This window comes from Pseudomonas sp. SG-MS2 (assembly GCF_009933855.1).
Lineage (GTDB): Bacteria > Pseudomonadota > Gammaproteobacteria > Pseudomonadales > Pseudomonadaceae > Aquipseudomonas > Aquipseudomonas putida_E.
In genome coordinates this window covers 30,435-55,949 of record NZ_MOMO01000158.1, presented here as the reverse complement: position 1 = coordinate 55,949, position 25,515 = coordinate 30,435, and the positions used below count along the sequence as shown (strand labels likewise).

Genomic DNA, 25,515 nt, shown 5'->3' with positions numbered 1-25,515 from the left:
CCCGCCATATGCGCGTGGCTGATGGCGACCAGCGCCTGGTCCTTCTTGCGTTTTTTCTGCGCGGCAGCGATCAGTTGCTGGTGCACCTGGTTGATGCCCTGCAGGTAGTCGTCGCCCAACTGCGGGCCGGTGACCTCGGCCGGGCGCAGGAAGGGCAGGGCCAGGCACCAGGCCGCCACTTTGCCGCGGCTGTTGGTGAGCGGGATCAGCAGGCGTTCGGCATCCAGCTGGCCTTCGTCGAGCCAGTGCACACGGCCCAGCGCGTGGGTGCGCAGGCGGCGCATGAGCGCGGCGGGTAGCTCGATGCGCGAGCCGGAGTCATGGTTGCCGGCGATCATCACGATATCCAGCTTCGGCTGTTGCTCGTGGGCCTGGACGATGAAGTCGTAAAGCCGCTCCTGGGCTTTGACCGGTGGGTTGACCGTGTCGAAGATATCACCGGCGATCAGCAGCGCATCGGGCTGGCGCAAGCGCAGCTGGCCGAGCAGCCAGTCGAGGAAGCAGGCGTGTTCGAAGTCGCGTTCCTGGCCGTGCAGGCTTTGGCCCAGGTGCCAGTCGGAGGTGTGAAACAGACGCATGGATGACCTGTTGGATTGGGACATGAAGGCTTCGGCATCTGGCGTCATGACAGCGCCAAGGTAGCCCTCGAGGGAGGGCGGTATGGTAACTCAAGTGGCTTGGCGATTGTCTGGAGCCGGGCAGTGTTCGATGCGTTGAAAGGGAGGGCAGTGCGCTACAGGGACATTCCATTATGCGAACGGGTCGACATAGTGGCCATTTGCTCGCTTGCTGCCGGCCATCGCCGATGATCTAATCTTCGCCCCGGCCGCGGCGCTTGCGATGCTGCTGGTGTGGGCTACCGGAACCAATTTGAAAAGGAATTTTTATGCAAAGCACGCCACAAATCCAGGCCGATTACGCCAACCTCAAGCCTAAATGGCAGGAGCGTTTCGCTTTCTTCGATCAGCATGGCGGGCCACGTGAAACGAGTTACAAAGCTGCTTTTCGCGCCTTGCCGTTTCGCAAGAAACTGTTGATCAACAACAATTTCCTCGGATTCTTCTTTGGCCCGATCTACTGGTTCGTCCTGGGCATGTGGAAGAAGAACCTGGTCATGCTGGCCATCATTATGGGCATCGGGCTGCTTGAAGGCGTTTACGAGGCTGCCACGGGTAATGCGGTGCCTCGGGCGCTGGACCAGGGCATCAGTGTGGCCTTTGCCGTGCTGTATGGCATGTTGACCAATTATGCCTATTACCTGAAACAGACCAAAGGGGAGCAGGGCTGGAACCCGTTTCAGGGGCATCGGTTCATCTGATCGCTGCCGGTGATCAGCGGGGGAAGGGTCAGGATTGCATCCGGGCTGAGAGGGGCCTGTCTTTAGTGCTGCGCCCCTCTCCCAATCACTTCGGATAAAGCGGCGGCAAGCTCCCCGGCTCACCCGAAGGCAACAACACCTGTTCCGCCGGTGGAATCGTGCCAATCGCCCGCCACAAATCCTCCCCCTGCCAATACTGCCCACTCTCGCTGTAAAGCGCCCCGTTCAACCCATCCAGCGCATCCGACAGCGGCACGAACCGCGCCGCCATCTCCGCCAAGGTCTCCGGCTGCTGCCGCGCCCAGGCGTCGAGGGCCTGGCGGGTGGCCTGTGGGTCGTTGGCTTGGCAGGCGCGCTTGAGGTCGTCCAGCAGGGTGCGTGGGCTTGGGCCGGTCTGCGCGGCGCGCAGTACCGCTGGTTGCGAGCGGGCGCGCCACCACAGGGTAAAACCGAGCGCCGTGGTGAGGGCGAAAATCACGGTGCAGAGTTGCCAAGGCCAGAGCAGATGGCTGGCGCTGCCGGCATCGCCTACCGGGGTGTCGGCGCTCAGGGCAGGGTTGTCCTGCACGTTCAGGTTACGCGCCGGCAGGCTGCTGTGCTCCAGATGGTCCTCGCGGGTATTCCACCAGGTGACTTCCAGCGCCGGCAGGGCAAGTTCGCCGCTGTGGGTCGGCACCAGCGCTTCGCGTTCCTCGCGGTTGGCGGTCATGCCGCGCTCGCTGATTTCGTTGCGCAGCAGCGGTTGGTCCGGGTAGCGGCGCAGCCCGGCGATTTCTGTGGCGGGCAATTGCGGCAACTGGGTGCTGGACAGCCCTTCGGCGCGCAGCGTGATGCTGCGGGTCAGCGAATCGCCTATCTGGGTTTGCTGCCTGCCTGGGTCGGGGTTCCAGTGTTCCTCCAGGGTCAGGCTGCGGGCTGGCAACCACGGTTCGGCCGCGGGCCAGGCGGCGGGTATCGGGCGTACGGTCAGGCGCAGCGGCAGCGACCTGACCTGTACCTGGCGAGCGGTGCGTGCAGCGCCCTCAGGCTGCTGAGCGTTATCGGCGGCGGTGGCGGTGAACGTGAGCGGCGCGATTTCCAGGGTGCCGCTGTGCTGCGGATAGAGTGCGTAGCGTGTCTCGATCACCCCGTGGCGTACGCCGTTGATGTCCTTCTCATAGGTGCGTGAGTCACCCAGCGGCTCGACCTTGGCGTTTTCCAGCTGCAGCGGGCTCAGGCTGCTGTCATCGTACAGCGACACCGAATGGTAGATGCGCAGGGTCAGCACGGCCTGGGCCTGGACATAGACCTCGTTGCTGTCCAGCGTGGCTTCGACGAATATCTGGGACGCAGTGTCCGGGCGGCTGGCGTCGGCCTGCAGCACCTGCAGATCGATGGCCTGGCTGTGTGACTGGCCCAGTCGCAGCTCAGGAATACGCAGGCTGCCGCTACGCCTTGGCAGTAGGGTAATGATCCAGCGGGTGCTGGCGCGGGTCTCGCCGTCGAGGGTATGCAGGCTATTCAACTGGCGCGTGCCGCGCACTTCGAAGTCGCCGTCCAGGGCGCGCAGGTCGGGCTTGCCGAACTGGGTCACATCCTGGCTTTCTAGGGTCAGTTCCAAAGTTTCGCCGGCGCCCAGGCGAGTGCGATCGACGCTGGCCTGCAGGGTCGGCTCGGCCTGGGCCAGAAGGGCCCAGAAGAGGCTGAAGAGAAAGACGCCGAGGCGACTCATCGTGGGGTTTCCTGATGCAATTGCTGTTCATACCAGAATTTGCGGCGTAGCAGCTGCGCCGGGTTGTCGGGGATTTCCCGCAGCCATTGTTCCAGGGCTTGGCGTTGCTCGGCGTCCAGGCTGGTGGAAACCGGCCGCTTGGGCGGCTGGGTGATGCTGTCATCGTCGCCACCCTGGTTTCCGGGAGTGGCCTGGCTGTTGTTGCTGTCTTGGCCGGGCTGTTCGGCGTTGGCCGGTTCATTGTTGCCGGGCGTGCCCTGCGCCGGGCTGCTGGCCGAGCTGCTGTTGCCCTCGGTCTCGCTGCCGGGTGTGCCTTGGGCATCGTCTTTGGCCGGTTGTTCCTCGGCCTGTGCTTCGCGTTGTTGCAACAGCTGCTGGATCAGTGCCTGGTTATCCAGCGCCGGCTTGAAATCGGGCTGGCGCTCGAGGGCTTGCTCATAGGCATCCAGGGCGGCTTCCAACTCGCCGCTGCGGGCCAGGGCATTGCCTCGATTGTAGTGGGCCGCTGTCGTATTGCCTTGGGCAAAGGCCTTGGCGGCCGCGGCGTAGTCGCCGGCCTGGTACAGCGCCATGCCGCGCCATTGCGGGTCCTGGAAGTGCCGGGCGGCGTCCGCCGGGCGGTTCTGTTCAAGCAGGCGCTGGCCCTGCTGGTCGGGGCGCAACCACAGGTCATTGAACTCCAAGGCCTGGCTTGGCTGCGGCAGGGCCAGCAGCAGCGGCAGGCAGAACAGCCAGCCGCGCCGACCCGCGCAGGCGGCCAGCAGTAACAGGGGGATCAACAGCCAGTAGCCTTGGTCGGCCCAGCTGTCGAGTTGCACGTTCTGGCCGTCATTGCGCAGGATGCGCGGGTTGTCGTACAGGCCCAGGCCACGCAGGTCGAGGTCGTCGATGCGGGCATGACGGTAGCGTCCGCCGGTGCTGTTGATAAACGCCCTGAGGCCGCCGCTGTCCAGGCGCGGTACCAGAATGGCACCTTGCTCGTCCTTGAGGAACTCGCCGTTGGCCTGGCGCACCGGAGCCCCGTCGCTGGTGCCGACTCCGAGCATCAACAGGCTCGGGCCCTGGCGGCCTAGGGCCTGGACGATGCCTTGGCGTTCCGGGCCGCTCAATGCCGAACCGATCAGCAACAGGCGGCCTTGGCCCAGGCCGCTCTGCGCCAGCAGGGCCAGGCCTTTTTGCACGGCCAGGTCGGCGCGTTGGCCGGGCTGCGGCATGATCGAAGGGTCGATGGCCTCGAGCAGGTTGCGCGTGGTGCTCAGGTCGTCGGACAGCGGCACCAAGGTGTGTGCGCTGCCTGCGTAGACGATCAGGGCGGTCTGGCTGTCGCGGCGGTGTTCGAGCAGGTCCAGGACCTTGCGCCGAGCCTGCTGCAGCCGGTTGGGCGGGGTGTCCTCGGCAAGCATCTGCGGCGTCAGTTCGAGCAGGATCACTAGCGGGTCGGCCGGGCGTTGGCGGGATTCCTCCACGCGCTGCCAGCTCGGCCCGAGCAGCGCCAGAACGACCAGCAACCAGGCAAGGCCGAGGGCCACCCAGGGCAGTTTGCTGTTGCTGCCACTGCCGCCACCGAGCAGCACCGGGTGGAATGCCTTGGGCAGGATCATCTGCCAGCGCCCGGCGCGCTTGCGCCGGTGCCACAGCTTGAACAGCAGCCAGGCGAGCAGCGGCACTACCAGCAGCCACAGGGGGCGCAACCATTGCGGCCACAGATCGATCATCGCCGCTTCCTCAAGCGCAGCCGTTTAAGGCGCTCACGCCATTGCGGGTGGGGCTGCAGGAAGCGCGGTTTGCGCAGGCCCCGTTGCAGCAGGTTGTTTGGCCATTGCACCGCCACCACCAGCAGCACGCTGAGCAGTAAGGCCAGGGCCAATGGCCAGGCATACAGGGCCTTGGCCGTGCGCGCCTGGGTCGGCTGCTGGGCGACGGGTTCTAGCTGATCCAGGGTATCGCCGATGGCGTCCAGTTCGGCACCGTCGTGGGCGCGGAAGTACGCGCCGCGGGTCAGCTCGGCGATTTCCTTGAGCGAGGCTTCGTCCAGGTCCAGGCTTGGGTTGAGCCCGAGCAGGCCAGGTGTACCGCTGGCCTCGGGGTTGGCGCCGATGCCGATGGTGTAGATGCGCACGCCTTCCTGGGCGGCCAGGCGGGCGGCGGTCAATGGGTGGATCTGCCCGCCATTGTTGGCGCCGTCGGTAATCAGCACCAGCACGCGGCTTTGCGCAGGGCGCTGGCGCAGGCGTTTGACCGCAAGGCCAATGGCGTCACCGATGGCGGTGTTTTTGCCAGCTATGCCGATTTGCGCTTCGTCGAGGAAGGTACGCACAGTGCGCCGGTCAAAGGTCAGCGGTGCCTGCAGGTAGGCCTGGCTGCCAAACAGAATCAGGCCGACGCGGTCGCCTTCGCGGTCCTGCAGGAAGTCGCCCATCAATACCTTGACCAGGTCGAGGCGGCTGACTTCGTCGTCCTTCCACTGCATGTCGGGGAAGTCCATGGAGCCGGACACATCCACTGCAACCATCAGGTCACGGCCACTGGCGGCCACCGGTAACGGGTCGCCCAACCATTGCGGGCGGGCAGCGGCGAGCAACAGCAGCAGCCAGATCACCACGAACGGCGCCTGCTGGCGCCAGGTTGGCAGGTTCAGGCGCGCACGCCGGCCGGCCAGGCCTTCCAGCTCGTGGAGAAAGCCCACCTTGAGCACCGGCTCGCCGCTGTCAGCGGCGGGCAGCACCAGGCGCGCCAGCCACGGCAGCGGCAACAGCACGAAGATCCACGGCCAGGCCAGTTCAAACATGTTTGCGAATCCAGGTTTCGACGGCCTGGCTGAGCCCGACGATGGCCTTGTCGTCGAGCTTGCACTCGGGCTTGTACGCGCCCTCGACCAATACCATCCAGCGGGTCAGGCCGGCGGCCGGGCAGCGGTTGTCGAGGAACGCCAGCCACTGGCGGCCGTTGAGCGTATGGCTGTTGGCCCCGGGGTAATGGTTGCGGCACAGGCGTTTGAGCAAGGCGTTGATCTGCTGCAACCAGGCCCCGGCCGGCGCGCCGTCGTAGGGGCGGGGTAGGCGGGCAAGTTCGGCCAGCGCCTCTAGGCGCACCGGGTCGAGCGGCTGTTCGGCACGCACCACCCGGCGCTTGCCCGGGCGCCAGCGCCGCAGCCGCCAAAGGCCCCAGGCCAGCAGTGGCAGCAAGGCGAGCAGCAGCCACCAGCCTGGTGCCGGTGGCCACAGGCCAATCGCCGAGGGTGCGATCAGCGGCTGCAGCTGATCCAGCGGATTCATTTACTGCTCCCAGGGCGCTGGGCATTGAGGTATTCGCGCAACTGTTCGATCATTTCGCTTTGGGTGCTCAGTGGCATCAGCACCACGCGCAGCTTTTGCGCCATCAAGTCCCAGCGTTCGATACGCGCTTCGGCCTGCTGACGGTAGGCCTGGCGCAGGTTGGTGTCCAGCGTGTCTAGCTCCAGCTGCGCACCGCGCTGGGAAAAACGCAGCAGGCCAGCAGCAGGCAAGGCATGGTCGAGCGGGTCGGAGACCGGCATCAGCAGCAGGTCGCAATGGCGCGAGAGCATCGCCAGGTGCTGTTCAGCCTGGGCGCTGAGCGAGCGCTCGTCGCAAATGACGATGGCCAGGCTGCCTGGGCGCAGCACTTCACGTGCGCGGCGCAAAGCCAGGCCCAGGCTGTCAGCGTGGGGCGCGGCTTCGGTGTGCAGCGCCTGGTTGACCTTCGCCATACGGTTGAGCAACTGCAGCAGGCTTTGCTTGCTGCGCCGCGGCTTGATTTCGTGGTGCTCATCATCGCCGAACACCAACCCGCCGATACGGTCGTTGTGGCCCAGCGCAGCCCAACCGAACAGCGCCGCAGCCTGGGCCGCGAGCACTGACTTGAACATCAGCCCCGAGCCGAAGAACAGTCGCTGGCTTTGCTCGACGAGGATGAAGATCGGCCGCTCGCGTTCTTCATGGAACAGCTTGGTATGCGGCTCTTGGGTGCGTGCGGTGACCCGCCAGTCGATGTTGCGTACGTCGTCACCGGCCTGGTAGACGCGCACCTGGTCGAAGTCCACGCCGCGCCCGCGCAGTTTTGAGTGGTGCAGACCGACCAGCGGGCTGCGCTGGCCAGGGCGGGAGAACAACTGGATCTCGCGCACCCGGTGGCGCATGTCGATCAGCTCGGCGAGGCCGATGCGGATGCCGGGTTCGGCCTGCTGAGCGGTGGGCATCGGCTCAGGCAACGGCGACGACGTCAAGGATGCGCTGGACCACGCGGTCCTGGTCGATCCCTGCCGCTTCGGCTTCGAAGGAGAGGATGATGCGGTGGCGCAGCACGTCGAACAGCACGGCCTGGATATCCTCGGGGCTGACGAAGTCGCGCCCGGCCAGCCAGGCATGCGCCCGCGCACAACGATCCAGGGCGATGGAGCCGCGTGGGCTGGCGCCATAGGCGATCCAGTCGGCCAGCTCGGTATCGAACTTGGCCGGTGTGCGCGTGGCCATGACCAGTTGCACCAGGTATTCCTCCACCGCGTCGGCCATGTACAGGCCAAGGATTTCCTTGCGTGCGGCAAAGATGGCCTGCTGGCTGACCCGCCGTTCAGGCTTGACTTCGCCACCCAGCGCTTCACCGCGGGCCTGGGCAAGAATGCGCCGCTCCACCGCCGCATCGGGGAAGCCGATCTTCACGTGCATCAGGAACCGGTCGAGCTGGGCCTCCGGCAGCGGGTAGGTGCCTTCCTGTTCGATCGGGTTCTGCGTGGCCATGACCAGAAACAGCGGTGACAGGTCATAGGTACTGCGCCCGACACTGACCTGGCGTTCGGCCATTGCCTCGAGTAACGCCGACTGCACCTTGGCCGGTGCCCGGTTGATTTCGTCGGCCAGCACCAGGTTGTGGAAGATCGGCCCCTGCTGGAATACGAAGCTGCCGGTTTCCGGGCGGTAGATTTCTGTGCCGGTGATGTCGGCCGGGAGCAGATCAGGGGTGAACTGGATGCGATGGAACTGCGCTTCGACACCTTCTGCCAGCTCTTTGATGGCCTTGGTCTTGGCAAGGCCCGGGGCGCCCTCGACCAGCATGTGGCCGTCGGCCAGCAGCACGATCAACAGCCGCTCGACCAGTTTTTCCTGGCCTAGGATCTGGGAGGAAAGAAAGGTGCGTAGCGCGATCAGCGCTTCACGGTGTTCCATCGGCGGCGGTTCCTGGGATTGGGCCAGGGCGGGCGCGGAGCGCGACCGACCTGGCAGGGGTGGATACTTTAATCTATCCGGGGGGTGGCGACCAAATACGCCCCGGTTTTTTATGCGCATTGAAGCGGTGGAATATCCGCGTGCGTTTCAGGTGTTCTCCGATTTCCGGTGGCGCAGATCTGTCGCTTGCTTGTGCCCTTCGAATCATGAAGGAGCATGATGATGAGCAAGCAGTCCGGTATACCTGCCCCGGTAACCCTGCGGGTGGGCATTTTTTTCGACGGCACCGGCAACAATCAGGGCAACGCTGCACCCTTGGCCTCCACCAGCCACGGTTGCGCAGGGGGTAGTTATGCCAATGCCCGCAGCAACATTGCCTTGCTGCACGCGCTTTATCCCTTCGGGCCGGTGCAAGGGCAGGTCCATTTCAGCGTTTATGTGGAAGGTATCGGTACAACGCACGGTGCGCCTGACTCATCCTTCGCCCAGGCGACGGGGCGCGGAAGCGCGGGGGTGGAGGCCCGGGTAGAGCAGGCACTGGCGGAGGTTGGCAGGCAACTGCGCGATTATCGGGCCGAGCATCCTCAGGTTGTACCCGGGTGCATCGAATTCGACCTGTTCGGTTTCAGTCGCGGTGCTGCGGCGGCCAGGCACCTGGCCAACCGGCTGGGCAAGGATGAGGTGGGCTTGCCGGCCGAGCTGCACGGGCTCCGGGCGATCAACTTCATGGGTCTGTTCGATACGGTGGCGGCCATCGTTGCACCTTTGCAAGGCAGCTTCGACCCTGCCAGCGATCACTACGGCGGTTTGCGTCTCGGGCTGGACACGCTTATCGCCCGGCAAGTGGTGCAACTGGTGGCAGGTGATGAACGGCGCCACAACTTCCCGCTGGTGCGCAGCGACAACGACATTGTCGTGCCGGGTGTGCACTCGAATATCGGTGGCGGTTATCGGGAGCGCATGCGTGAGCAGGTTCTTTTGTGCAAACCGCAGTCGAGCCGGGTCGCGCGGACGACGCCGGCCGAATGCACAAGCGCCCATGCGGCGGTCAATGGGCTGCTGACCTCGACTTTTGCCGGCCTGATCGATCCGCGGCCAACGCTGCTCAGCTGGGAGGTGCCGATCGAAGGCAGCCGAGCCAGGCGTGATGACCCGGAAAAGCAGGTGTATGCCGCTGTGTACCGAGAACGTGAAGTCAGTGGCCATCTGTCACGTGTCTACCTCAGCATCATGCGTGAACTGGCCGTGCGCGGTGGCGTACCGTTCGCTCCCTTGGGCAGTGACGATGCGCATCACCTGCCGGCAGAGTTGCTGCCTGTCAGCCGCAAACTGCATGAGTTTGCCCTCGGGCAATGTGCGCAACTGCGCCTGACGCCCCAGGAACGAGCGTTGCTGCAGGCAAAGTATGTGCACACATCGGCGCACTGGAACGCCGTGAAAGGGCTGGATAACAGTGCGCTGGACGCGTTTTACATCGACCGGCCGGGCAAGGCGGGCAGGGTGCTGCACAAGAACCCGGTAGATTGAAGCAGGTACCGGCCTTGCCATGGGCTGAAGATATCAAGGGCGCTTCGATGCGCCGACACGCGCCGGGGGCCGACGCGCACATTGGCTATCAAAGCTCGCTGACGAAGGTCCCAGTCCCCTCCAGAATGTTGCGCAAGGTCAGTTCGACCTCTTCCAGGTCAGTCCCTGTCGATGTCAGCACGATCTCCAGCGTTTCGTCACCCTTCAACGCATCTCGATCCCCGGCCGCCACTTCGATCAGCAGGCGCTTTGCGCTCAGGGTCACCTTCAGGCCATCGAGCGTCGACGGTTCATCGTCCAGGGTCAGGTCCACGGTGTCCTCATCCGGGTAGCGGGTGAGCAGGAACATCTGCCCCTTGTCGCTGTGGCAGCACAAGGTCGCCATGTTGTCTTCCTCGTCATCGCAAGGGGTGGCGAACAGCAGGGCGGTGTTGATTTGCATGAAGGCGGCTCGGGTCAATGGAAACGAAAGTGAATTCTGACAGCCTTGGGGGCATCGATAAACGTAAAGTTTCCCCCCCTTGACCGAAATTGTCGCAGCGCTGCAAGCGGTAATGACCGATCAGTCGTTAAGCTTCCGCGAGCCCTGAACATTACCGTCCGGCTTGCCACGGGTTGGCTATCGTTGATCCGTGATCGTCGGATGTACGCGACGCTTCAATTATTACAAAGCCCAAGCGGAGTACCACAGATGGCGTTCTTCACCGCAGCCAGCAAAGCCGACTTCCAGCATCAACTGCAAGCGGCCCTGGCGCAGCACATCAGCGAGCAGTCACTGCCACAAGTGGCGCTGTTCGCCGAACAGTTCTTCGGCATCATTTCCATGGACGAACTCACCCAGCGCAGGCTGTCGGACCTGGCCGGCTGTACCCTTTCCGCCTGGCGCATCATCGAGCGCTTCGACCCCGCGCATCCGCAGGTGCGGGTGTACAACCCCGATTACGAGCGCAATGGCTGGCAGTCGACCCACACCGTGGTCGAGGTGCTGCACGATGACCTGCCGTTCTTGGTGGATTCGGTACGTACCGAGCTCAACCGCCGCGGCTATAGCATTCACACGCTGCAGACCACGGTGCTGAGCGTGCGTCGTGACGCCAAGGGCAATCTGCTCGAGCTGCTGCCCAAGGGTACCCAGGGCGAGGGTGTGTGCCATGAATCGCTGATGTACCTGGAGATCGACCGCTGCGCCAACGCTGCCGAATTGACGGTGCTCACCCGCGAAATCGAGCAGGTGCTGGCCGAGGTGCGGGTGGCGGTGGCCGATTTCGAGCCGATGAAAGCCAAGCTGCAGGAAGTCATGGCGCAGGTGGAGCAAACCGCGTTTGCGCCAGCGCACCACGAAAAGGGTGAGGTCAAGGCGTTCCTCGAGTGGCTGCTGGACAACCACTTCACCTTCCTCGGTTATGAAGAATTCACCGTGCAGGCCGACAGCGCCGGCGGCCAGATGGTCTACGACGAGCAGTCGTTCCTGGGCTTGCCGCGCCGCCTGCGTGTGGGCCTGACGCCTGAAGAGCTGCGTATCGAAGACTACGCGGTGGCTTACCTTGCAGAGCCGCTGCTGTTGTCGTTCGCCAAGGCTGCACTGCCCAGCCGGGTCCACCGCCCGGCCTACCCGGATTACGTCTCGATCCGCCAGCTGGACGCCGATGGCAAGGTGCTCAAGGAACACCGCTTCATGGGCCTTTACACCTCGTCGGTGTACGGCGAGAGCGTGCACGCCATTCCATACATCCGGGTCAAGGTCGCCGAGGTCGAGCGCCGCTCCGGCTTCGACGCCAAGGCACACCTGGGCAAGGAACTGGCCCAGGTACTCGAAGTGCTGCCACGCGACGATCTGTTCCAGACCCCGGTCGACGAGCTGTTCAGCACGGTGATGTCGATCGTGCAGATCCAGGAGCGCAACAAGATCCGTGTGTTCCTGCGCAAGGACCCGTACGGGCGCTTCTGCTATTGCCTGGCCTACGTGCCACGGGAAATCTATTCCACCGAAGTGCGGCAGAAGATCCAGCAGGTGCTGATGGAGCGCCTGAAGGCCAGCGACTGCGAGTTCTGGACGTTCTTCTCCGAATCGGTGCTGGCACGCGTGCAGCTGATTTTGCGCGTCGATCCGAAGAACCGTATCGCCATCGACCCGCAGCAACTGGAAAACGAAGTGATCCAGGCCTGCCGCTCGTGGCATGACGACTACGCCGCGCTGGTGGTGGAGAACTTCGGTGAAGCCCAGGGCACCAATATTCTCGCCGATTTCCCCAAAGGTTTCCCGGCCGGCTACCGTGAGCGCTTTGCCGCCCATTCGGCGGTGGTCGACCTGCAACATGTGCTGGCCTTGTCCGAAAGCAAGCCGCTGGCGATGAGCTTCTACCAGCCGCTGACGCGTCTGGGCGAACGCTTGCTGCACTGCAAGCTGTACCACGCGGACACGCCATTGGCGTTGTCGGACGTGCTGCCGATCCTGGAAAACCTTGGCCTGCGTGTGCTGGGCGAGTTCCCCTATCGCTTGCGCCACGCCAGTGGTCGTGAATACTGGATCCACGATTTCGCCTTCACTTACAGCGAAGGCTTGAGCCTGGACATCCAGCAACTCAACGACGTGCTCCAGGACGCGTTCATCCATATCGTCCAGGGCGATGCCGAGAATGACGCGTTCAACCGCCTGGTGCTCACCGCCGGCCTGCCATGGCGCGACGTGGCGCTGCTGCGCGCCTATGCCCGCTACCTCAAGCAGATCCGCCTGGGCTTCGACCTTGGCTACATCGCCAGCACGCTGAACAACCACACCGACATCGCCCGTGAGCTGACCCGGTTGTTCAAGACCCGCTTCTACCTGGCGCGCAAGCTCACTGCCGATGACCTGGACGACAAGCAGCAACGCCTGGAACAAGCCATCCTCAGCGCCCTGGACGATGTCCAGGTGCTCAACGAGGACCGCATCCTGCGCCGCTACCTGGACCTGATCAAGGCCACCCTGCGCACCAACTTCTACCAGCCTGATGCCAACGGCCAGAGCAAGTCGTACTTCAGCTTCAAGTTCAACCCCAAGCTGATCCCCGAGCTGCCCAAACCGGTACCCAAGTTCGAGATCTTCGTCTATTCGCCACGGGTCGAGGGTGTGCACCTGCGCTTCGGCAATGTGGCACGCGGTGGCCTGCGCTGGTCGGACCGTGAAGAGGACTTCCGTACCGAGGTGCTTGGGCTGGTCAAAGCCCAGCAGGTGAAGAACTCGGTGATCGTGCCCGTCGGTGCCAAGGGCGGCTTCCTGCCACGGCGTTTGCCGCTGGGCGGCACGCGTGACGAAATCGCCGCCGAAGGCGTGGCCTGCTACCGCATTTTCATCTCGGGCTTGCTCGACATTACCGACAACCTCAAGGACGGCGGCGTGGTGCCACCGGCCAACGTGGTGCGTCACGATGACGATGACCCGTACCTGGTGGTGGCGGCCGACAAGGGCACCGCGACCTTCTCCGACATCGCCAACGGCATCGCCATCGATTACGGCTTCTGGCTGGGCGATGCCTTCGCCTCGGGTGGCTCTGCCGGCTACGACCACAAGAAGATGGGCATTACCGCCCGTGGTGCCTGGGTAGGCGTGCAGCGCCACTTCCGCGAGCGCGGCATCAATGTGCAGCAGGACCCGATCACCGTCATCGGCGTCGGTGACATGGCCGGTGACGTGTTCGGCAACGGCCTGCTGATGTCCGACAAGCTGCAACTGGTAGCGGCGTTCAACCACCTGCACATCTTCATCGACCCGAACCCGGACCCGGCCAGCAGCTTCGCCGAGCGCCAGCGGCTGTTCGACTTGCCGCGTTCGGCCTGGAGCGATTACGACACCAGCATCATGTCCGAAGGCGGCGGGATCTTCCCGCGCAGTGCCAAGAGCATCGCCATCACGCCGCAAATGAAGGAACGCTTCGCCATCGAGGCCGACCGGCTGACACCGACCGAGCTGCTGCATGCATTGCTCAAGGCGCCGGTAGACCTGCTGTGGAACGGGGGCATCGGTACTTACGTCAAGGCCAGCAGCGAAAGCCACGCCGATGTCGGCGACAAGGCCAATGACGCGTTGCGGGTCAACGGCAACGAACTGCGCTGCAAGGTGGTGGGCGAGGGCGGCAACCTCGGCATGACCCAGCTCGGCCGTGTCGAGTTCGGCCTCAATGGCGGCGCCACCAATACCGACTTCATCGACAACGCCGGTGGGGTGGACTGCTCCGACCACGAGGTCAACATCAAGATCCTGCTCAACGAAGTGGTGCAGGGTGGCGACATGACCGAGAAGCAGCGCAACCAGCTGCTTGGCAGCATGACCGATGAAGTGGGCGGGCTGGTGCTTGGCAACAACTACAAGCAGACCCAGGCGCTTTCGTTGGCGGCGCGTCGCGCCCGCGAGCGGATCGCCGAGTACAAGCGCCTGATGGCCGACCTCGAGAGCCGTGGCAAGCTGGACCGTGCCATCGAGTTCTTGCCGACCGAGGAGCAGTTGGCCGATCGCCTGGCGGCCGGCCAGGGCCTGACCCGTGCCGAGCTGTCAGTGCTGATTTCCTACAGCAAGATCGACCTCAAGGAGCAGTTGCTCAAGTCGCTGGTGCCGGACGATGACTACCTGACCCGCGACATGGAAACCGCCTTCCCGCCGTCGCTGGTCAGCAAGTTCGGCGAAGCCATGCGCCGCCACCGCCTCAAGCGCGAGATCGTCAGTACCCAGATCGCCAACGACCTGGTCAACAACATGGGCATCACCTTCGTCCAGCGGCTGAAAGAGTCGACCGGCATGAGCCCGGCCAATGTTGCCGGGGCCTATGTGATCGTGCGTGACATCTTCCATCTGCCGCACTGGTTCCGCCAGATAGAGGCGTTGGACTACCAGGTGCCAGCGGAAATCCAGCTGACCCTGATGGACGAGCTGATGCGTCTGGGGCGCCGCGCGACCCGCTGGTTCCTGCGCAGCCGGCGCAACGAGCAGGATGCCGGGCGCGACACCGCGCACTTCGGGCCGAAAATCGCCCAGTTGGGGCTCAAGCTCGACGAACTGCTGGAGGGCCCGACCCGCGAACGCTGGATGGTCCGCTATCAGAGCTTCGTCGATGCCGGCGTGCCGGAGTTGCTCGCACGCATGGTGGCAGGCACCAGCCACCTGTACACGTTGCTGCCGATCATCGAGGCGGCAGACGTGACCGGGCATGAGCCGGCCCAGGTGGCCAAGGCGTTCTTCGCCGTGGGCAGTGCGCTGGACTTGACCTGGTACTTGCAGGAAATCAGCAACCTGCCGGTGGAGAACAACTGGCAGGCCCTGGCCCGCGAGGCGTTCCGCGACGATATCGACCTGCAGCAACGGGCCATCACCATCTCGGTGCTGCAGATGGGCGATGCCCCGCAAGACATGGATGCCCGCGTGGCGCTGTGGGCCGAGCAACATCGGGTCATGGTCGAGCGCTGGCGTGCCATGCTCGACGACCTGCGCAATGCGACGGGTACCGACTATGCGATGTACGCGGTGGCCAACCGCGAGCTGGTCGACCTGGCGATGAGCGGGCAGGCGGTGGCGGTGCCGTCCTGATCGGTCGCTGAAATGAAAAAGCCCCGGCAGTGATGCCGGGGCTTTTTCATGCGGGCGCCCGCCTTACGGATGATCGGCCCCCAGGTAGGAGCGGTCTTGTGTCGCGAAAGGGTCGCGTAGCGGCCCCGGCAATATCAGCCTGATGCATGAATTGTGGGGGGCGCTGCGCACCCCATTCGCGACACAAGGCCGCTCCTACGGGGCCGCGTGTTATTTGAACCGCCGCTCCACGCCTTTTTCCACCAGGATTTTTGCCGAAATCTCCTCCACCGAAAAATGCGTGGAGTTGATGTTGGGGATGTTCTCCCGCCGGAACAGGCTCTCGACCTCGCGTACCTCGAACTCGCACTGGGCAAAACTCGAATACCGGCTGTTGGGCTTGCGCTCGTGGCGGATGGCGGTCAGGCGGTCGGGGTCGATGGTCAGGCCGAACAGCTTGTTGTGATGCTTCTTGAGCACCGCCGGCAGCTGCAGGCGCTCCATGTCGTCTTCGGTGAGCGGGTAGTTGGCCGCGCGAATGCCGAACTGCATCGCCATGTACAGGCAGGTCGGGGTCTTGCCGCAACGCGATACGCCGACCAGGATCAGGTCGGCCTTGTCGTAATAATGGGTGCGCGCGCCGTCGTCGTTGTCGAGCGCGAAATTCACCGCCTCGATGCGCTCCATGTAGTTGGAATTACCGCCAATGGAGTGGGACTTGCCGACGGAATACGACGAATGGGCAGTCAATTCCTGCTCGAGCGGGGATAAAAACGTCGAAAAGATGTCGATCATGAAGCCGTTCGACGTCGCCAGGATCTCACGGATGTCCTGATTGACGATGGTGTCGAAGATGATCGGGCGCATGCCGTCGCGCTCGGCGGCGGCATTGATTTGCTGCACCATCGTGCGTGCCTTGTCCGGCGTGTCGATGTAAGGACGGGTGAATTTGTTGAACGGAATGCTATCGAATTGCGCGAGCAGGCTTTGGCCCAGGGTTTCGGCAGTGATGCCGGTGCCATCGGAGATGAAGAACGCGGTTCGTTTCATTTGCGATCTGGGCCTTAAGCTGATGACGTTTCTTGGATATGATAAGTTCGGTTTGCCGAATGCGGCTGTCGGCATTCTCACTTATTTTCCAGGTACAGGCCACAAGCGTCCGGCCCAGTCAAAAGGCAGGCGGGCGCCCTTGAGCTTTTCCAATACAGTTAGTGGAGAGATCACCTTGGTAGAGTACGTAGTTTCCCTCGATAAGCTCGGCGTCCATGATGTGGAGCATGTGGGGGGCAAGAACGCATCCCTGGGCGAGATGATCAGTAACCTCGCCGGTGCCGGCGTGTCGGTGCCGGGCGGCTTTGCCACTACGGCTCAGGCGTACCGTGATTTTCTCGAGCAAAGCGGGCTGAACGACCGCATTCACGCCGCGCTCGACGCGCTGGATGTCGATGACATCAATGCCCTGACCAAGACCGGCGCGCAGATTCGCCAGTGGGTCATGGAGGCCGAGTTCCCGGCTCGACTGGATTCGGAAATCCGTACGGCCTTCGCCGAGATGGCCGCTGGCAACGACAACATGGCCGTCGCCGTGCGTTCCTCGGCCACCGCTGAAGACTTGCCGGATGCCTCTTTTGCCGGCCAGCAGGAAACCTTCCTCAACATCCGTGGCGTCGATAACGTGATCCGCGCGGCCAAGGAAGTGTTCGCCTCGCTGTTCAACGACCGCGCCATCGCCTACCGCGTGCACCAGGGCTTCGACCACAAGCTGGTGGCCCTGTCGGCCGGCGTGCAGCGCATGGTCCGCTCTGAAACCGGCACTGCCGGTGTCATGTTCACCCTCGACACCGAGTCGGGTTTCCGCGATGTGGTATTCATTACCGGTGCCTACGGCCTGGGCGAAACCGTGGTGCAGGGTGCGGTCAACCCTGACGAGTTCTACGTACACAAGAACACCCTGCAGGCCGGCCGCCCGGCCATCCTGCGCCGCAACCTGGGCAGCAAGGCGATCAAGATGATCTACGGCGACGAGGCCAAGGCCGGTCGCTCGGTCAAGACCGTCGAAGTCGACCGTGCCGAACGTGCGCGCTTCTGCCTGACCGACGCCGAGGTCAGCGAGCTGGCCAAGCAGGCCATGATCATCGAGCAGCACTACCAGCGCCCGATGGACATCGAATGGGCCAAGGACGGTGACGACAGCAAGCTCTACATCGTGCAGGCCCGCCCTGAAACCGTGAAAAGCCGCGCCAGCGCCAACGTCATGGAGCGTTACCTGCTCAAGGAGAAGGGCACCGTACTGGTCGAAGGCCGCGCGATCGGCCAGCGCATCGGCGCGGGCAAGGTCCGCGTGATCAAGGACGTGTCCGAGATGGACAAGGTGCAGCCGGGCGACGTGCTGGTCTCCGACATGACCGACCCGGACTGGGAGCCGGTGATGAAGCGCGCCAGCGCCATCGTCACCAACCGCGGTGGGCGTACCTGCCACGCGGCGATCATCGCCCGCGAGCTGGGTATTCCGGCAGTGGTAGGTTGTGGCAACGCCACCCAGCTGCTCAAGGATGGCCAGGGCGTGACCGTGTCCTGCGCCGAAGGCGATACCGGCTTCATTTTTGAAGGTGAACTGGGCTTTGACGTCAAGCAGAACTCGGTCGATGCCATGCCCGACCTGCCGTTCAAGATCATGATGAACGTCGGCAACCCGGACCGCGCCTTCGATTTCGCCCAGCTGCCCAACGCCGGTGTCGGCCTGGCGCGCCTTGAGTTCATCATCAACCGCATGATCGGCGTGCACCCCAAGGCGCTGCTGAACTACGCCGGCCTGCCGCCGGAGCTCAAAGAAAGCGTCGACAAGCGCATCGCCGGCTACAACGACCCGGTCGGCTTCTATGTCGAGAAGCTGGTCGAGGGCATCAGCACCCTGGCGGCGGCCTTCTACCCGAAAAAGGTCATCGTGCGCCTGTCGGACTTCAAGTCCAACGAGTACGCCAACCTGATCGGCGGCAAACTGTACGAGCCGGAAGAAGAAAACCCGATGCTGGGCTTCCGCGGTGCTTCGCGCTATATCAGCGAGTCGTTCCGTGACTGCTTCGAGCTCGAATGCCGTGCACTGAAGCGCGTGCGTAACGAGATGGGCCTGACCAACGTCGAGATCATGGTGCCGTTCGTGCGCACCTTGGGCGAAGCCAGCCAAGTGGTCGACCTGCTGGCTGAAAACGGCCTGGCCCGTGGCGACAATGGCCTGCGTGTGATCATGATGTGCGAGCTGCCGTCCAACGCCATCCTGGCTGAAGAATTCCTCGAGTACTTCGACGGCTTCTCCATCGGTTCCAACGACCTCACCCAGCTGACCCTGGGCCTGGATCGCGACTCGGGTATCATCGCCCACCTGTTCGACGAGCGTAACCCGGCGGTGAAGAAGCTGTTGGCCAATGCCATCCAGGCGTGCAACAAGGCTGGCAAGTACATCGGTATTTGCGGCCAGGGCCCGTCGGACCACCCGGACCTCGCCAAGTGGCTGATGGAGCAAGGCATCGAAAGCGTGTCGCTGAACCCCGACTCGGTACTCGAGACCTGGTTCTTCCTGGCCGAGGGCCAGGGCGCGGCCTGATAGATGAAATGCGGGGGCGCGTCTGGCGTGCCCCCGCCTGGTTTTTTCCAGGGCGAGTTCCAGTGATGGATCCCGCCCTTTTTTGTGCATCAAGCAACCTTATGCAAAGCAGCAGTGTTCTATTCCCCGTGGCCTTGCTCAGTGCCGAGCGCCGCGGTGATCTCAGTGAAGACGTCTACCGGATCAAGGCCGGCAACAGCCCTGACCCCAGCGTCGAACTGGCCGTGACCCGCCTGGGGCTGGCCGACCAGGGTGGCGCTCAAGGCGTGCCGGTTATTCTCCTGCATGGCAGTTTCTCCAATCGGCGTTTCTGGTATTCGCCCAAGGGCATTGGCCTGGGGGCTTACCTTGCACGTGCGGGCTTCGATGTCTGGATCCCGGAAATGCGTGGCCACGGGTTGTCGCCGCGCAACCACAAGTGGCGGCACAACCGCGTCGCTGACTATGCCCGCTATGACTTGCCGCTGATCGCGGCCTTCGTTGAAGAACAGTCCGGTTCAGCCCCCCACTGGATAGGCCATTCGCTTGGCGGTACCACCTTGGCGGCAGCGCTTGGCGGTGGTTTTCTGCAGTCCGGGCAGGTCGCCAGTGCCGCGTTTTTCGGTACCCAGATCAGCCGGGTGTACTGGCCGTTGAAGGTGCCACCCCTGACCTGGGGCGCAAAGCTGCTGCTCAGGCGTTGGGGGCAGATTTCCGGCCCGCGCTTCAAGCGCGGGCCTGAGGATGAGCCGATAGGCCTGGCGCTGGAAAGCATGCGTTGGCATGGCCTGTTTGGCCGTTTTGGTGACGAGGACAGTGACTGGTGGGCGGGGCTTGCCGAGGTGGATGTGCCGGTGCTGGCAGTGGCTGGCGCGGGAGACTTCCAGGACCCGGTGTGGGCTTGTCGCAAGCTGTTCGATCAGTTGGGTGGCGAGCGCAAGCAGTTCCTCAGGCTGGGACGCGAGGAAGGCTTCGAGGCGTTCGGGCATGTCGACATGCTGGTGAGCAAGGCGGCGCAGGCGCAGGTGTGGCCATTGGTGCAACGCTGGTTGCGCCAGCCGTTGCTGCCGGTGCATGGGGCGACCGTGGTTGCGGAGCCAGTCACGGTCAGCTGATTTTCTGCTGGGTGTCGTGGCCCGCTTGGGCTACGACAGGCGAAATACAGATGACCGAGCAGTCCCGGATGACTGCGACTGCCTCCCCGGTGTAGCCTTGGCAGACACCCGCTTTCGTTGTGACTGACAGGAGCTTCCCATGCAGCATTACGTAACGCCCGACCTGTGCGACGCCTACCCGGACCTGGTCCAGGTGCTGGAACCGATGTTCAGCAACTTCGGTGGCCGCGATTCATTTGGTGGCCAGATCGTTACCATCAAGTGCTTCGAGGACAACTCGCGGGTCAAAGAGCAGGTTGAGCTCGACGGCAAGGGCAAGGTTCTGGTGGTCGATGGCGGTGGTTCGCTGCGCTGTGCATTGCTCGGTGACATGCTTGCCGAAAAGGCTGCCAAGAACGGCTGGGAAGGCCTGGTGATCTATGGCTGCGTGCGTGACGTCGATGTGCTGATCCAGACCAGCGTCGGTGTGCAGGCGCTGGCCAGCCATCCGATGAAGACCGACAAGCGCGGTATCGGCGACCTCAATGTGGCTGTGACCTTCGCCGGCGTGACGTTCCGCCCTGGCGAGTATGTGTATGCCGACAACAATGGTGTGATCGTCTCGCCAAGCCCGCTGGAAATGCCGCAGTGATGCGCCGCACGCGCTGATGGAGCTTTGATGTTCGAGGAAGACAACGCGCAGTGGGGGCTGGTGCACGCCCTGGTGCTCGATGGTAAAGGCGGCGCGCGCTCGATCCCCCGGACCGAGCTGGACGATCTGCAGTTGCAGCCACAGCAAAGCCTGTGGCTGCACTGGGATCGCAGTCATCCCCAGACCCGTACCTGGCTGCAGCAAGAGAGCGGCCTGAGTGAGTTCGCCTGCGACCTGCTGCTGGAGGAAAACACCCGTCCGCGCCTGTTGCCGCTGGCCGATGAACAGCTGCTGTTGTTCTTGCGTGGGGTGAACCTCAACCCGGGCGCCGAGCCCGAAGACATGGTATCGGTACGTATTTTCGCCCAGGCACGGCGGGTCATTTCGCTGCGCTTGCGGCCTTTGCGCGCCAGTGACGAAATTCTCCGTCTGCTGGACGAGGGCAGGGGGCCCAGATCGGCGTCCGAGTTGCTGCTGCTGATGGGCGAATTGCTCACCGAGAAAGTGCAGGGTTTGGTCAACGATCTGTCGGAGCTGGTCGATCTGGAGGAAGAAAAGGTTGAATCCGACGAACGGTACAGCCCTGAGCACGGCAGCTTGCAGCAGATTCGTCGCCGAGCCGCCGGCCTGCGGCGTTTTCTCGCCCCGCAGCGGGAGATCTATGCCCAGCTGTCGCGCAGCCGCTGGAGCTGGTTCGCCGATGCGGACGCAGACTACTGGAACGAGCTGAACAACAGCCTGATCCGCTACCTGGAAGAGCTGGAGCTGGCCCGTGAGCGGGCCGCGCTGGTGCTGGAAAGCGAGGACCGGCGGCGCAGCGAGCGGATGAACCGGACCATGTACCGCTTCGGCATCATTACCTGCATTTTCCTGCCCATGAGCTTCGTCACCGGGTTGCTGGGGATCAATGTCGGCGGCATTCCGGGGGCGGAAAACCCCTATGGTTTCCTGTTTGCCTGTATTGTCGTGCTCGGGCTTGCGGTGGGGCAGTGGTGGCTGTTCCGACGGCTGCGGTGGGTTTGAATGCTTATTGGAATGTACCGGCCTTGTCGCTGGCAAGCCGGCCGCCACATGAGCCGAAGTGTGACCCGGCGTCTGTCGCTCTCGTCTCTGACTGACATTGCGCGAGGTGCACATGCACGATCCGTTTGAACAATCCCTGCGTGACCTGCTCAACGCGTCGCCGTCCGGTGAGGACCGTGACGACGCTGCGTGCCTGGGTCGCGTGCTGAAAACCGCCAACCGCCAGGTTGGCGCCGGTGACCTGTTCAGCCTGCTTGGCCGCTGGAGCCAGGCGCTGCTGATCGCCGTGAACAATGGCTCGGCGCATGTCGCGCCGGTGCGCCGCACTTCTGCCCGTAACGCTGCCGACGGCAGCAAAGCTGATAAGGCCGATTGAATATGGAACTCGATCTCTGGACCCAGAGCCTGGTCACTGCCATGACCGCCCTATGGACCAAGGTGGCGAACTTCATCCCCAACCTGTTCGGCGCGCTGGTCGTGGTGCTGCTCGGTTTCGTGGTGGCCAAGCTGCTCGATACGCTGTTGTCCAAGCTGCTGGCCAAGTTTGGTCTGGATCGCCTGATGGCCGGTACCGGCTTGACCAAAATGCTCAGCCGTGGCGGCATTCAGGTGCCGATCTCGACTTTGATCGGCAAGATCGTCTATTGGTTCGTACTGCTGATTTTCCTGGTCTCTGCTGCCGAATCGCTAGGCCTCGAGCGCGTCTCCGCAACCCTCGACATGCTTGCCCTCTACCTGCCAAAGGTATTTGGTGCGGCCTTGGTGTTGCTGGTTGGCGTGCTGCTGGCGCAAGTGGCCAACGGCCTGGTGCGTGGCGCTGCCGAAGGTATCGGCCTTGAGTATTCCGCAGGCCTTGGGCGCATTACCCAAGGCCTGGTGATCATCATCAGTATTTCGGTGGCGATCAGCCAGCTCGAGGTCAAGACCGACCTGCTCAACCACGTGATCGTGATCGGGCTGATTACCGTTGGTCTGGCCGTTGCGCTTGCGATGGGGCTCGGCAGTCGCGAAATCGCCGGGCAGATTCTGGCTGGTATCTATGTGCGTGAGCTTTACCAGGTCGGCCAGCAGGTGCGGATTGGAGAGGTCGAGGGGCAGATCGAGGAGATTGGCACGGTAAAGACGACGTTGCTGACCGATGATGGCGAACTGGTGTCGTTGTCTAATCGTGTGCTGCTCGAGCAACGCGTCAATAGCCGCTAATTGTCCAAAAGCTGTTAATGTATGCCGCCGCAGAAATCCGCCCACGTGGCCGAGCGGCGACATTGACCTGACTGTCGGCCAGATCCGTTTTGAATAAAGTTCATTCGCCGCCCATGCGTTACGACCCGCGCGAGCTCACCGACGAGGAGTTGGTGGCGCGTTCGCATGAGGAGCTGTATCACGTTACCCGCGCCTATGAAGAGCTCATGCGGCGCTACCAGCGGACCCTGTTCAACGTGTGCGCGCGTTATTTGGGGAACGACCGGGATGCTGACGATGTCTGTCAGGAGGTGATGCTCAAGGTGCTTTACGGTCTGAAGAACTTCGAGGGTAAATCCAAGTTCAAGACCTGGCTCTACAGCATTACCTATAACGAGTGCATTACCCAGTACCGCAAGGAGCGCCGCAAACGTCGGTTGATGGATGCCTTGAGTCTTGACCCTGTTGAAGAGGCGTCTGAAGACAAGGCACCCAAACCCGAAGAAAAGGGTGGCCTGGACAAATGGCTTGTGTACGTGAACCCGATCGACCGGGAAATTCTGGTGCTGCGATTTGTTGCGGAACTGGAATTTCAGGAGATCGCCGATATCATGCACATGGGCCTGAGCGCAACGAAAATGCGCTACAAGCGTGCGCTGGACAAGCTTAGAGAGAAATTTGCAGGTATGGATGAAACTTAGCCCCTTGCGAATATCTCTAACGAATCGGCAAGTTCTGCTAGACTTGCCGTCGAGTTGTCCGCCGGATTTTGGTGGGACTGCTTAACTATCACCAGATGGGGATTTAACGGATGAAATTGAAAAACACCTTGGGCTTGGCCATTGGCTCGCTCGTTGCTGCTACTTCGTTCGGCGTTCTGGCACAAGGCCAAGGCGCTGTCGAAATCGAAGGCAACGTGACCAAGCAGTACTACGACAGCGAGCGCAACTTCCAGAACGACGGCACCAACCCTGGTGTTCGCCTCGGTTACTTCCTGACCGACGACGTCTCCCTGGACCTGGGCTACAACGAGACCCACAACGCTCGTGGCGAAGTCTTCAACAAAGACATCAAAGGTTCCAAAGCCAAGCTCGACGCTACCTACCACTTCGGTACCGTAGGCGACGCGCTGCGTCCGTACGTTTCCGCTGGTTTCGCTCACGAGAGCCTGGGCCAGGCCACTCGTAGCGGCCGTGACCACTCCACCTTCGCCAACGTTGGCGCTGGCGCCAAGTGGTACATCACCGACATGTTCTTCGCCCGTGCCGGCGTTGAAGCCATGTACAACATCGACAACGGCAACACCGAGTGGGGCCCGTCCGTTGGTGTGGGTCTGAACTTCGGTGGCAGCGGTGGCAAAGTTGCCCCGGCTCCTGCTCCAGTTGCTGAAGTCTGCTCCGACAGCGACAACGATGGCGTTTGCGACAACGTCGACAAGTGCCCGGACACCCCAGCCAACGTTACCGTTGACGCTGATGGCTGCCCGGCTGTTGCCGAAGTCGTTCGCGTTGAGCTGGACGTCAAGTTCGACTTCGACAAGTCGGTCGTCAAGCCTAACAGCTACGGCGACATCAAGAACCTGGCTGACTTCATGAAGCAGTACCCACAGACCACCACCGTGGTTGAAGGTCACACTGACTCCGTGGGCCCAGACGCTTACAACCAGAAGCTGTCCGAGCGTCGTGCCAACGCCGTCAAAGACGTGCTGACCCAGCAGTACGGTGTTGAGTCGACTCGTGTTGACTCGGTTGGCTACGGCGAAACCCGTCCGGTTGCCGACAACGCCACCGAAGAAGGCCGTGCTGTCAACCGTCGCGTTGAAGCTCAGGTAGAAGCCCAAGCCAAGTAATTGGTTGAAGCTTCACTGAAAAACCCGGCCTCGGCCGGGTTTTTCGTGTCTGGAGCATGTAGTTTCCAGGCAAGGCATTAAGCCGATGAACACCGCATCATCCGGCTGCCGCCATCCGCTGATGGGCCTCCAGGTTCCCTGCCACCTCGCCAATCACCAGGATTGCCGGGCTGCGCAAGCCGAACGCCCGCGCATCCTCCAGCATCCCCCGCAAGTCGCTGCGGCACTCGCGTTGCCCGGGCAGTGACGCATTCTCGATCATCGCCACCGGCATCCCCGGCGCCATGCCGCCGTCCAGCAAGCCCTGGCGAATCTGCTCCAGCCTCGCTACCCCCATGTACACCACCAGGGTCGTGCCACCCTGTGCCAGCGCCGTCCAGTTCAGCTCGCTGTCATCCTGGGTGTGCGCGGTCACCAGTGTCACGCCACGGCTGATCCCGCGTGAGGTAAGCGAAATGCCACACTGGGTCGCGCCTGCCAGGCCTGCAGTAATACCGTTTACCACCTCCACCTCGATGCCATGCCCTTGCAGCCACAAGGCCTCCTCGCCGCCACGGCCAAAAATGCACGGGTCGCCGCCTTTGAGCCGCACAACGCAGCGGCCCTGCCGTGCGTGGCGCAGCATCAGGCGCTGAATGAACGCCTGGGGCGTGGAGCGGCAGCCACCCCGTTTGCCCACGGCGATCACCCGTGCCTGCGGGCAGTGTTCCAGCACGGCCGGGTTGACCAGGTCGTCGATCATCACTACATGGGCCTGTTGCAGCGCACGCACGGCTTTCAGGGTGAGCAGTTCGGGGTCACCAGGGCCGGCACCGACCAGCCAGACTTTCGCATTCATCAGGGTTTCCTCATCGGCAAGGCGT

At 63.0% G+C, this 25,515-nt stretch carries 21 protein-coding genes; 11 read left to right on the top strand and 10 right to left on the bottom strand.

The features are described from left to right. Positions 1 to 578, bottom strand: a 578-nt coding sequence (locus BLX42_RS13270; protein ID WP_161871941.1) for an exonuclease subunit SbcD, incomplete at its 3' end; no start/stop codon positions are given. Between the two features lie 308 nt (positions 579 to 886). Between BLX42_RS13270 and BLX42_RS13265 the strand changes: the two genes are divergently transcribed. Next, on the top strand, positions 887 to 1,318 hold the full coding sequence (locus tag BLX42_RS13265; RefSeq protein WP_046786507.1) for a DUF2628 domain-containing protein: 432 nt from the start codon (positions 887 to 889) through the stop codon (positions 1,316 to 1,318). Between the two features lie 85 nt (positions 1,319 to 1,403). Here the strand turns inward: BLX42_RS13265 and BLX42_RS13260 are convergent, their stop codons facing one another. From BLX42_RS13260 to BLX42_RS13235, 6 genes are read right to left on the bottom strand one after another with little or no spacing between them, the layout of a single operon-like run. Then, on the bottom strand, positions 1,404 to 3,029 hold the full coding sequence (locus BLX42_RS13260; RefSeq protein ID WP_046786506.1) for a BatD family protein: 1,626 nt from the start codon (positions 3,027 to 3,029) through the stop codon (positions 1,404 to 1,406). Then, positions 3,026 to 4,744, bottom strand: coding sequence for a tetratricopeptide repeat protein (locus BLX42_RS13255; protein ID WP_119688550.1), 1,719 nt, complete (start codon positions 4,742 to 4,744; stop codon positions 3,026 to 3,028). Before BLX42_RS13255 ends, BLX42_RS13260 begins: the two co-directional genes overlap by 4 nt. Further along, positions 4,741 to 5,817 carry a VWA domain-containing protein gene (locus BLX42_RS13250; protein WP_161871940.1) on the bottom strand — a complete coding sequence of 359 codons (1,077 nt, stop codon included), beginning with the start codon at positions 5,815 to 5,817 and terminating at the stop codon, positions 4,741 to 4,743. Before BLX42_RS13250 ends, BLX42_RS13255 begins: the two co-directional genes overlap by 4 nt. Beyond that, positions 5,810 to 6,304 carry a DUF4381 domain-containing protein gene (locus tag BLX42_RS13245; RefSeq protein WP_046786503.1) on the bottom strand — a complete coding sequence of 165 codons (495 nt, stop codon included), beginning with the start codon at positions 6,302 to 6,304 and terminating at the stop codon, positions 5,810 to 5,812. The genes BLX42_RS13250 and BLX42_RS13245 overlap by 8 nt, the downstream gene beginning before the upstream one ends. Further along, positions 6,301 to 7,245: a DUF58 domain-containing protein gene (locus tag BLX42_RS13240; RefSeq protein ID WP_046786502.1), complete on the bottom strand. Its 945-nt coding sequence runs from the start codon at positions 7,243 to 7,245 to the stop codon at positions 6,301 to 6,303. Before BLX42_RS13240 ends, BLX42_RS13245 begins: the two co-directional genes overlap by 4 nt. Positions 7,246 to 7,249: 4 nt before the next feature. Further along, positions 7,250 to 8,209, bottom strand: a complete 960-nt coding sequence (locus tag BLX42_RS13235) for a MoxR family ATPase (protein WP_012313500.1) — start codon at positions 8,207 to 8,209, stop codon at positions 7,250 to 7,252. A 216-nt stretch (positions 8,210 to 8,425) separates the two neighbouring features. Here BLX42_RS13235 and BLX42_RS13230 point away from each other — a divergent pair, with 216 nt between their 5' ends. Next, positions 8,426 to 9,736 (top strand): DUF2235 domain-containing protein, encoded by a 1,311-nt coding sequence (locus tag BLX42_RS13230; RefSeq protein WP_371926669.1) that lies wholly within the window; start codon positions 8,426 to 8,428, stop codon positions 9,734 to 9,736. An 88-nt stretch (positions 9,737 to 9,824) separates the two neighbouring features. Here the strand turns inward: BLX42_RS13230 and BLX42_RS13225 are convergent, their stop codons facing one another. After that, positions 9,825 to 10,178, bottom strand: a complete 354-nt coding sequence (locus BLX42_RS13225; RefSeq protein WP_161871938.1) for a hypothetical protein — start codon at positions 10,176 to 10,178, stop codon at positions 9,825 to 9,827. 249 nt (positions 10,179 to 10,427) lie between these two features. Here BLX42_RS13225 and BLX42_RS13220 point away from each other — a divergent pair, with 249 nt between their 5' ends. Beyond that, a complete protein-coding gene (locus tag BLX42_RS13220; protein WP_161871937.1) occupies positions 10,428 to 15,293 on the top strand; it encodes an NAD-glutamate dehydrogenase in 4,866 nt (1,621 codons plus the stop codon). A gap of 210 nt (positions 15,294 to 15,503) precedes the next feature. Here the strand turns inward: BLX42_RS13220 and BLX42_RS13215 are convergent, their stop codons facing one another. Continuing rightward, complete coding sequence (locus BLX42_RS13215) at positions 15,504 to 16,322, bottom strand: pyruvate, water dikinase regulatory protein (protein ID WP_012313507.1); 819 nt, start codon at positions 16,320 to 16,322, stop codon at positions 15,504 to 15,506. A gap of 175 nt (positions 16,323 to 16,497) precedes the next feature. Here BLX42_RS13215 and ppsA point away from each other — a divergent pair, with 175 nt between their 5' ends. From ppsA to BLX42_RS13175, 8 genes are all read left to right on the top strand, one after another. Beyond that, positions 16,498 to 18,873, top strand: a complete 2,376-nt coding sequence (gene ppsA / locus BLX42_RS13210) for a phosphoenolpyruvate synthase (protein ID WP_161871936.1) — start codon at positions 16,498 to 16,500, stop codon at positions 18,871 to 18,873. Between the two features lie 101 nt (positions 18,874 to 18,974). Beyond that, entirely contained in the window at positions 18,975 to 19,967 is a 993-nt protein-coding gene (locus BLX42_RS13205; protein ID WP_196997735.1) for an alpha/beta fold hydrolase, read from the top strand. 139 nt (positions 19,968 to 20,106) lie between these two features. Continuing rightward, positions 20,107 to 20,598 (top strand): ribonuclease E activity regulator RraA, encoded by a 492-nt coding sequence (gene rraA / locus BLX42_RS13200; protein ID WP_012313510.1) that lies wholly within the window; start codon positions 20,107 to 20,109, stop codon positions 20,596 to 20,598. Between the two features lie 27 nt (positions 20,599 to 20,625). Then, positions 20,626 to 21,621 (top strand): zinc transporter ZntB, encoded by a 996-nt coding sequence (locus BLX42_RS13195; protein WP_046786497.1) that lies wholly within the window; start codon positions 20,626 to 20,628, stop codon positions 21,619 to 21,621. A 112-nt stretch (positions 21,622 to 21,733) separates the two neighbouring features. Next, complete coding sequence (locus BLX42_RS13190; protein ID WP_115275429.1) at positions 21,734 to 21,997, top strand: CrfX protein; 264 nt, start codon at positions 21,734 to 21,736, stop codon at positions 21,995 to 21,997. A 2-nt stretch (positions 21,998 to 21,999) separates the two neighbouring features. Next, on the top strand, positions 22,000 to 22,824 hold the full coding sequence (locus BLX42_RS13185; RefSeq protein WP_012313513.1) for a mechanosensitive ion channel domain-containing protein: 825 nt from the start codon (positions 22,000 to 22,002) through the stop codon (positions 22,822 to 22,824). Between the two features lie 113 nt (positions 22,825 to 22,937). Beyond that, positions 22,938 to 23,504 (top strand): RNA polymerase sigma factor SigX, encoded by a 567-nt coding sequence (gene sigX / locus BLX42_RS13180; RefSeq protein WP_039603739.1) that lies wholly within the window; start codon positions 22,938 to 22,940, stop codon positions 23,502 to 23,504. A gap of 110 nt (positions 23,505 to 23,614) precedes the next feature. Continuing rightward, positions 23,615 to 24,652 carry an OmpA family protein gene (locus tag BLX42_RS13175; RefSeq protein ID WP_046786495.1) on the top strand — a complete coding sequence of 346 codons (1,038 nt, stop codon included), beginning with the start codon at positions 23,615 to 23,617 and terminating at the stop codon, positions 24,650 to 24,652. Positions 24,653 to 24,749: 97 nt separating this feature from the next. On the opposite strand, the gene cobA is transcribed toward BLX42_RS13175, so the two are convergent. After that, positions 24,750 to 25,490: a uroporphyrinogen-III C-methyltransferase gene (gene cobA, locus BLX42_RS13170; RefSeq protein WP_115275428.1), complete on the bottom strand. Its 741-nt coding sequence runs from the start codon at positions 25,488 to 25,490 to the stop codon at positions 24,750 to 24,752. Between the last annotated feature and the right edge of the window lie 25 nt (positions 25,491 to 25,515).